The 7252-nt window shown below is 59.1% G+C and carries 6 protein-coding genes; 5 read left to right on the forward strand and 1 reads right to left on the reverse strand.

Annotation, left to right across the window (positions count from 1 at the left end):
* Positions 1-458 (forward strand): glycoside hydrolase family 30 beta sandwich domain-containing protein (locus WA354_RS08695; protein ID WP_472812613.1); only part of this gene is annotated, 458 nt, incomplete at its 5' end.
* Positions 459-515: 57 nt separating this feature from the next.
* Here WA354_RS08695 and WA354_RS08700 read toward each other — a convergent pair.
* Positions 516-1535: a cyanophycinase gene (locus tag WA354_RS08700; RefSeq protein WP_472812614.1), complete on the reverse strand. Its 1020-nt coding sequence runs from the start codon at positions 1533-1535 to the stop codon at positions 516-518.
* Between the two features lie 83 nt (positions 1536-1618).
* Between WA354_RS08700 and WA354_RS08705 the strand changes: the two genes are divergently transcribed.
* From WA354_RS08705 to WA354_RS08720, 4 genes are all read left to right on the forward strand, one after another.
* Positions 1619-2929: a cell division protein FtsQ/DivIB gene (locus tag WA354_RS08705; protein ID WP_472812615.1), complete on the forward strand. Its 1311-nt coding sequence runs from the start codon at positions 1619-1621 to the stop codon at positions 2927-2929.
* A gap of 10 nt (positions 2930-2939) precedes the next feature.
* Positions 2940-4148 (forward strand): cell division protein FtsA, encoded by a 1209-nt coding sequence (gene ftsA, locus WA354_RS08710; RefSeq protein ID WP_472812616.1) that lies wholly within the window; start codon positions 2940-2942, stop codon positions 4146-4148.
* Positions 4149-4158: 10 nt separating this feature from the next.
* Positions 4159-5580 carry a cell division protein FtsZ gene (gene ftsZ, locus WA354_RS08715; protein WP_472812617.1) on the forward strand — a complete coding sequence of 474 codons (1422 nt, stop codon included), beginning with the start codon at positions 4159-4161 and terminating at the stop codon, positions 5578-5580.
* A 279-nt stretch (positions 5581-5859) separates the two neighbouring features.
* A complete protein-coding gene (locus WA354_RS08720) occupies positions 5860-7092 on the forward strand; it encodes a penicillin-binding transpeptidase domain-containing protein (RefSeq protein WP_472812618.1) in 1233 nt (410 codons plus the stop codon).
* Positions 7093-7252 lie beyond the last annotated feature (160 nt).

Consider the following 7252-nt stretch of genomic DNA (forward strand, 5'->3'; position numbering starts at 1 on the left):
CCGAGGGCGGCCCCGACATCAATCAGCCCGATTACCAGACTGATTACACAAAGTGGGCCGATCAATTCAACGGCATACTCAACAACTGGTCGCGATCGATCACGGCCTGGAATGTCGCGCTCGACGAGAAAGGAAAGCCGGATATCGGGCCGTTCTCCTGCGGGGGCGTCATCACCATCGACAACGCGACCCACAAAATCACAACCAGCGGCCAGTATTGGGCATTTGCGCACTATTCCAAGCACATCAAGCGCGGTGCAAAGGTATTTGCCACCAATGCGCTGGGTGACTTGAAGATCGAGGGCGTGTCGCACTCCGGCTTCTGCAACCCTGACGGCAGTTGCGTCGTGGTGCTTGCGAACAAGGGTGCGGAGAGGCGAGTGCAACTCCTGATGGCATCGAAGACGCTGGATGTGGATCTGCCCGCGGATTCAATACAGACCTTGCACTGGTCGTAGGGGAATTCTGGCTTTAATCTGGGGTGCTTCTTCTGAAGCGCCCCATTTCTTTTTGGCTCAGTAAATTTCATTTGCCGTTTGCGTCGAGTGAATCTTGCCGGCTTCGACTGAAAGCTTGTATGTGATGCCGTCTCCGGCCCAGGACTTGATGTAAAAATCCGCCCCCGGCGCGACCTTCTGCACAGTGAAAGGACCATAGGTCAGTGGCTTGCCCTTTTGCAGCAAGCCGGATGCATGGTCGGCATCAATGAAGTACGCCGCACCGTAGCCGACCACATGTGCTCTTCCATCTGGCCCAAGCAGCACCGCAGCGCGTTCTTCAACTCCGATGCCTCGAATATAGGGAACCCCGTGAGGAAGCGGTTTCCCGTCCGGCTGGTTGAATCGGGCCAGGAAAACGAGCAGGCGTCCCATGCGATCGCGGCGCGCAAAATGGGTGTCGGTAACGATATTCCTCAAGATGGGAATGGCAAGAAAACCCTGTGCGAGACGGATTCGAGCGCTATACGGATCAGCCAGTGCGGTCTTGCCATCCAGGTTCGGATCATCGGGCTTGTCGCCTTGCGCCGTGTAAAGGTACTCGCCCATCACAGCCAACCCCGCGCTGGTGCCGCCCACCGGCACGCCGCGCCGTATCGCGTCGTTCAGCGCTGTCTGTACCGGCGTATTCATCCAGAAATTGATGTAGTTGGCCTGATCTCCGCCGGCAATGAAGATCGCGCTTGCATGTTTGATCGCATCACCGACAAAAGGATCGACCGCTGCCTCGCGATTGGGAATGATGAGTGTAGCTACCGAATTGAGGTGGCAAAGACCGCGGAGGTAGGAGTTGTATTCGTCGTCTCCGGTAGCGCGAAGCACCAGGAAATCTCCGCCGCCGGCACGATCACACAAAAACGTGAACGCCTCATCGAGATCGGTGCCGCCGCCCATCAGTGCGAACCCGGGCCGCGACTGCGCTTTGATATCGGTCGGCTCTCCCGCGCGAATATAGCGATAGGCAGGCGATTGCGACAGCGAGAGAAGCCCACCCGCCGCAAGCAAAAATCCCAAACCCAGCAGTCGCAAACGCCTCATTTCGGTAGCTTATTCTATGACGCGCCGCAAGACAGTTACGCTACGGGTTCCCCTTGCCGCGCGCGCGCCAAAAAGCAGCTCTCATGCGGATATATTTGAGCCTGGCGACTCTCCCGACCTACGGCTCAGGCGTGGCACAACGTGATAACAAAACCCGGTCTCTTGTGTGGGAGGAAGACGTTCCCGCGGAACCGCGCTTTCGGCGCGCGCAGCCGAGTGTGCCCATCTCCGGTCGCAACCTGCCCGGAATGCCCGTCGATATGGACGAGGAGGACGATGCTCCCCGCGGTCGCAGCAAGCCACGCAAATTCAGCGACGAACCCGTTCGGTCATGGTGGCGTCCGGCCACCAGTTTTGGTCGCATTCTGCTCGGAGCAGGCGTCGTAGCCGTCTTTTCGGTCATCGGTTTCTCAGCCTACGCAATTAAAAACTTTCTCGATCATGACGCACGCTTCCGCATCGCGGGCACAAGCAACATTCAAGCCACAGGCCTGGGGCAAGTCAGCCGCGCAGAGATGTTACCGGTTTTCGGCGAGGATATTGGCCGCAACATTTTCTTTGTGCCTGTTGCCGAGCGGCGCAAGCAGCTTGAGCAGATTCCGTGGATCGAGCACGCGACAGTCATGCGCCTGCTGCCCGATCAGATTCGAATCTCCGTGGTGGAGCGTAAACCGATTGCCTTCCTTCGCCAGGGTGCGCAGGTTGGTCTAGTCGACGCCAATGGCGTTCTGCTAACCGAGCCACCGGCCATGATGGCGCAGCATCACTATTCCTTTCCGGTGGTCACAGGCATGGACGCGCGCGATCCCATTGCTTCGCGCCGCGCCCGGATGGAGACTTATCAGCGCCTCATCGGCGAACTCGACGCCGGCGGTCAGCACCTGTCCGACCAGATCTCCGAGATCGACATGTCAGATCCGGAAGATGCGCGCGTGTTGATGCCGGAGCAGGGAACTGATATTCTGGCGCACTTCGGTTCAGATCACTTCATGGAGCGGTATCAGCGCTACAAGGCGCACATTGCCGAGTGGCGGCAGCAGTATCCCAAGCTTGCCGAGGTGGATCTGCGCTACGAACAGCAGGTCGTGCTGCAGATGACGGGCGGCGCGAATCCCTCGCCGGCGAAACTGAATCCGAGTGAGGCGATTGACTCCTCATTGGAACCACCGAAACCAGAAGCGGGAAAGCCGGAAGTCAAGGCCGACGAGGCAAAGCCTCCGGAACCAAAGCACGCCGAAACTGCCAAAGTTGCAAAGGCGCACAGCCAGACCAAGCCGCCGGCGAAGACGAAAACCACCACGAGCAAATCCGCAAAGAAGAAGCATCCTGCCCCGAAGCACGTCGTGAAGAAGACGACACCGAAACCGCACCCTGCCACCACAACCACAGGCTAGTGAGAGAACGATGATCGAGAAGCAAGACAACCTGATCGTGGTGCTCGACATGGGTAGCTCGTGGACGCGGGTGCTGGCGGCCGACGTAAATGAGGGCGCGCTTCGCTATCGAGGACACGGCCTGGTTGAATCGACCGGAATGCGCAAGGGACTTATCTCCGAGCTCGGTCCCGCAGCCAAGGTGGTGAAGCAGGCGAGTGAGCAGGCCGAGTGGACAGCGCGCGCCAACATCGACCAGTGTGTCGTGGGTGTCGGCGGTCCGCATATTCGCGGACTGAATACGAATGGTGGACTCGATCTGGGCAGCCGCATGCGCGAGATCACCCGGGAAGATGTGCGGGCCGCAGTCGAGCGGGCTCGCGCAGTTGAAAGGCCCCCGGACCGCGAAATTCTCCACCTGCTGCCGCGCCAGTTCATCCTTGACGACCAGCCCGGCATCTTCGATCCGGTCGGTATGGTAGGAGCACGCCTCGAAGTTGATCTGCATATCGCCACCTGTTCGGGCAGCGCGTTGCAGAGCACTGTGACCTGCGCCAATCGCGCAGGTCTTGAAGTATCAGAAGCGGTTCTTGAGTCGATCGCCGCGGCGGAGTCGACCCTTTCGGCAGATGAGCGCGAACTCGGCGTATGTCTTCTCGATATAGGCGCGCACTCCAGCGATATGGTTGTCTTCTTCGAGGGCGCGGTAGCACACACATCATCGGTGCCCGTTGGCGGCAATCACTTCACCAACGATCTCGCCGTCGGTTTGCAGATGCCGGTGGCGCAGGCCGAAGAACTAAAGCGCCAATACGGACACGCCGTCGTCACCGCGGTTCCGCTTGAGGCGGAGATTGAAATCAACAACCCGGAACCGCAGCGTCTCACATTGCGCACGCTCGCGGAGATTCTGGAACCGCGGGCACGTGAACTTTTATACTTTGTAAAAGAGAGTCTTCGCCAGGGTGGCGTGCTTGAGGCGCTCGGTGCCGGTTGTGTGCTGACCGGCGGAGGCGCAATGTTGCCGGGAATGCTGGACGTTACCGAGAGCCAGCTTCGTGTTCCCGCAAGGACAGGTATGCCGGTGCGGCTCTCGAACATGCCAGGCGAATTAGTTCATCCCAGCTTTTCCACTGCCATCGGAATGCTACTGTATGCACATCGCACACGCGTAACCCGTGCGGCAGAAAACAACAGCCTGCGCGCCAAACTGCGCGCCATCTTCGCAGCGAGTTTCTAAGGCAAGGATCATGTCAACGACGAATGGGGAGGCGCCAACCGCTATGGATCAGCAGAAGATTGAAGCCGCAGAGATACGCATTCAGTTTCACGATGAAGAACAGCGGGGGGCGCGGATCAAGGTAATCGGTGTGGGCGGCGGCGGCGGCAACGCCGTCAATCGCATGATCCAGGCTGGCCTCGAAGGCGTTGAGTTCATTGCCGCGAATACCGATGTGCAGGCGCTGAAACTTTCTCTTGCTCCGATAAAGCTGCAGCTTGGCGTCCGGTTGACTGCCGGGTTGGGTGCGGGCGCGAATCCCGATGTAGGCCGTCGCGCGGCGCTCGAAGATTCCGAAAAAATCATCGAAGCTCTCGAAGGCGCTGACATGGTGTTTGTGACGGCGGGCCTTGGCGGAGGCACCGGAACCGGGGCGGCTCCAGTGATTGCCTCGCTCGCCAGCGAGATGGGGATCCTTACCGTTGCTGTCATCACGCGGCCGTTCGCGTTCGAGGGCAAGCGCCGTCTACAGCAGGCCGAGCGCGGCTTGAAGGAACTGCTCGAGAGCGTGGACACGATGATCGTGATCCCTAACGAGAAGCTGCTCGCCGTTGCCAAGGACGCAGGCTTTTTCGAGAGCTTCCGCATCGCCGACGACGTTCTGCGCCAGGGTGTGCAGGGCATTTCCGACATCATTACGATCCCGGGCATCATCAACCGCGATTTTGCCGACGTAAAAACCACGATGGCCGGCATGGGCCACGCGGTCATGGGGACAGCAATTCGCTCCGGCGACAATCGCGCCAAGGAGGCCGCACAGGCGGCCATGGCGTCGCCGCTGCTTGATGCAGGCGCAATTGATGGAGCACGCGGCATCCTGATCAACATCACGGGCTCCAGCAACTTGAAGCTCTCCGAAGTCAACGAGGCCTCCTCGCTGATCCAGAGTTCGGCACACGAGGACGCCAACATCATCTTCGGTGCGGTGCTCGACGAACGGATGGGCGACGAGGTGAAGATCACGGTCATCGCCACCGGTTTCCGCGACCAGATGCCGGAACGGCGTGCGCGCATGCTGAATGTGGAAGAGATGGCGGTTATTTCGGTTCCGGTGGTTGCGGCGGATTCGTGGATGCGCGAGAAAGCTCCAGCGCCGGCACCCGCGCCTCCACGGTTTATGAGTGAGGAAGAGGACGAGGAATCCGATGAAGTCGATGCCGAGCCAGAGTTCGTGGCAGCGGCGGCGCGTCCCAATCGGATCGAGATCGCCGAGGAGCCGGCATTTGTGCCCCTGCCACGTGACTACGCTTCTGACTTTGGTAACAGCGCGCGGACACCTGCGATTACGGAGGAGCATGTCGCCCAGCCGGCTGTAAGTCCTTTGACTGCAGCCGCGGCTGAGGAAGAAAGGGATTTGGATGTACCGACGTTTATGCGCCGGATGAAGTTCTGATGCAAGCAGCTTTAAAACGGGGACTTGCTTTGAATCCAGAGAGCGGTATAGTTCAAAGTAGCTCTCAAAATCCAAGGGTCCCAAATAGTAGTTCAAGCAGTGATGTTGTCTTTCCCCCGGGTTAATTTGTGGGCAGTCAACATCGAAGTCATCGGGTGACTTTGCTCACATACTGCAGCCAACGCGTGTGGGATAACCAGTTTCAAGATCTGAAAGAAATGCGCTGCTGCTGGGCGGACGCATGGCACGCAATCCACTGTTGAGGGGAATTTTTCTGGGATGAGACTTTTTGGCGCTATTGCCTTGGGGCTAACGGTTATCGGGACGAGCATCGGCGCTGGTCGCGCTGTTGCGCTCGACGTGCAGCACACGGTGCATCACTCGAAGACCACTAGCAAGCATCTGGCCGTCAGGCATACTACGCATTCCAGCGGGAGCATCCATCGAGTTCATACCACCGCTTCGAGCGCCTCTCTTCATCACGCCGTGCTTACCAGCCGGCATCATCATTATTATGGCGAGCGCTTCACTGCCAGTTCTTTTGCCAAGGGCGACATCTTTGCGGGCGACGTCACGGCCGGTGAAGATCCGGTAGTCCGCCAGGCGGCGATTGATGCGCTAGGCGACATGAACGGCACGGCGGTGGTGATCGATCCCTCCAACGGCCGCATCCTGGCCATGGTCAACCAGAAGTTGGCACTTTCGCCGGGCGCGGAGCCCTGCTCCACCATCAAGCTCTCGGTTGCTCTCGCTGCGCTGAGTGAAGGCCTCGTCACACGCGACACGCCGGTACAACTGGCGGGCTTCCGCATGAACATGACGGATGCTATCGCCAAGAGCAACAACCTCTACTTCGAAGAACTCGGTCGCGAACTCGGATTTGAGCGTGTGCGCCATTACGCCACACAGTTCGGATTGGGTGAACTGGCCGGGTATCACATCCAGGGCGAACAGCTTGGCGAATACCCGACCCAGGTGTTGCCCGCATCGGAAGGCGGCGTAGGCCGCATGTGCAGCTTCGGACAGGGCGTTTCAATGACGCCGCTGCAACTTGGCGCATTTGTCGCGGCCATGGCCAATGGCGGAACTCTCTACTATCTGCAGCACCCCACTTCGACTGAAGAGGTTATGGCGTTCAGCCCGAAGGTGAAGCGGACCCTGGATATCGCTCGCTACGTACCGGATATGCAGGACGGCATGGCGGGCGCCGTGCAGTATGGGACCGCACGCCGCCTGCGCGCCAATTTCCAGGAACTGCCGGTCTTCGGCAAAACGGGAACCTGCTCCGATAAGGGAACGCGGTTCGGGTGGTTTGTTTCGTACTCCGAGGCACCGCAGGGGAGCCTGGTGACGGTGTTCTTCCTCGAAGGCGGACGGCCGACATTTGGTCCGCGCGCTGCGGAACTGACCGGCGAGTTCTACAAGAACCTCTGGGATCGCAATTATTTCGCCGAGAAGGGCACGCAGGCTCACGCCGCACTGCAAGTGATAAGCACAACGAGCACACGGTAGTCGTCAGCGTCCTCTACGGCAAAAGCCGCCTTCGGGCGGCTTTTCTATTGCTGGTTCGCGCACATACCCCTATTACCCGGTCTCTGCGGGCAAGTTCCCTGTTTTCATGTGCTTGCGGAGGCAATAATATACTTGACGAATCAAGTAAACTTTGCCATAC

It is taken from the genome of Occallatibacter sp., from assembly GCF_049802275.1.
Lineage (GTDB): Bacteria > Acidobacteriota > Terriglobia > Terriglobales > Acidobacteriaceae > Telmatobacter.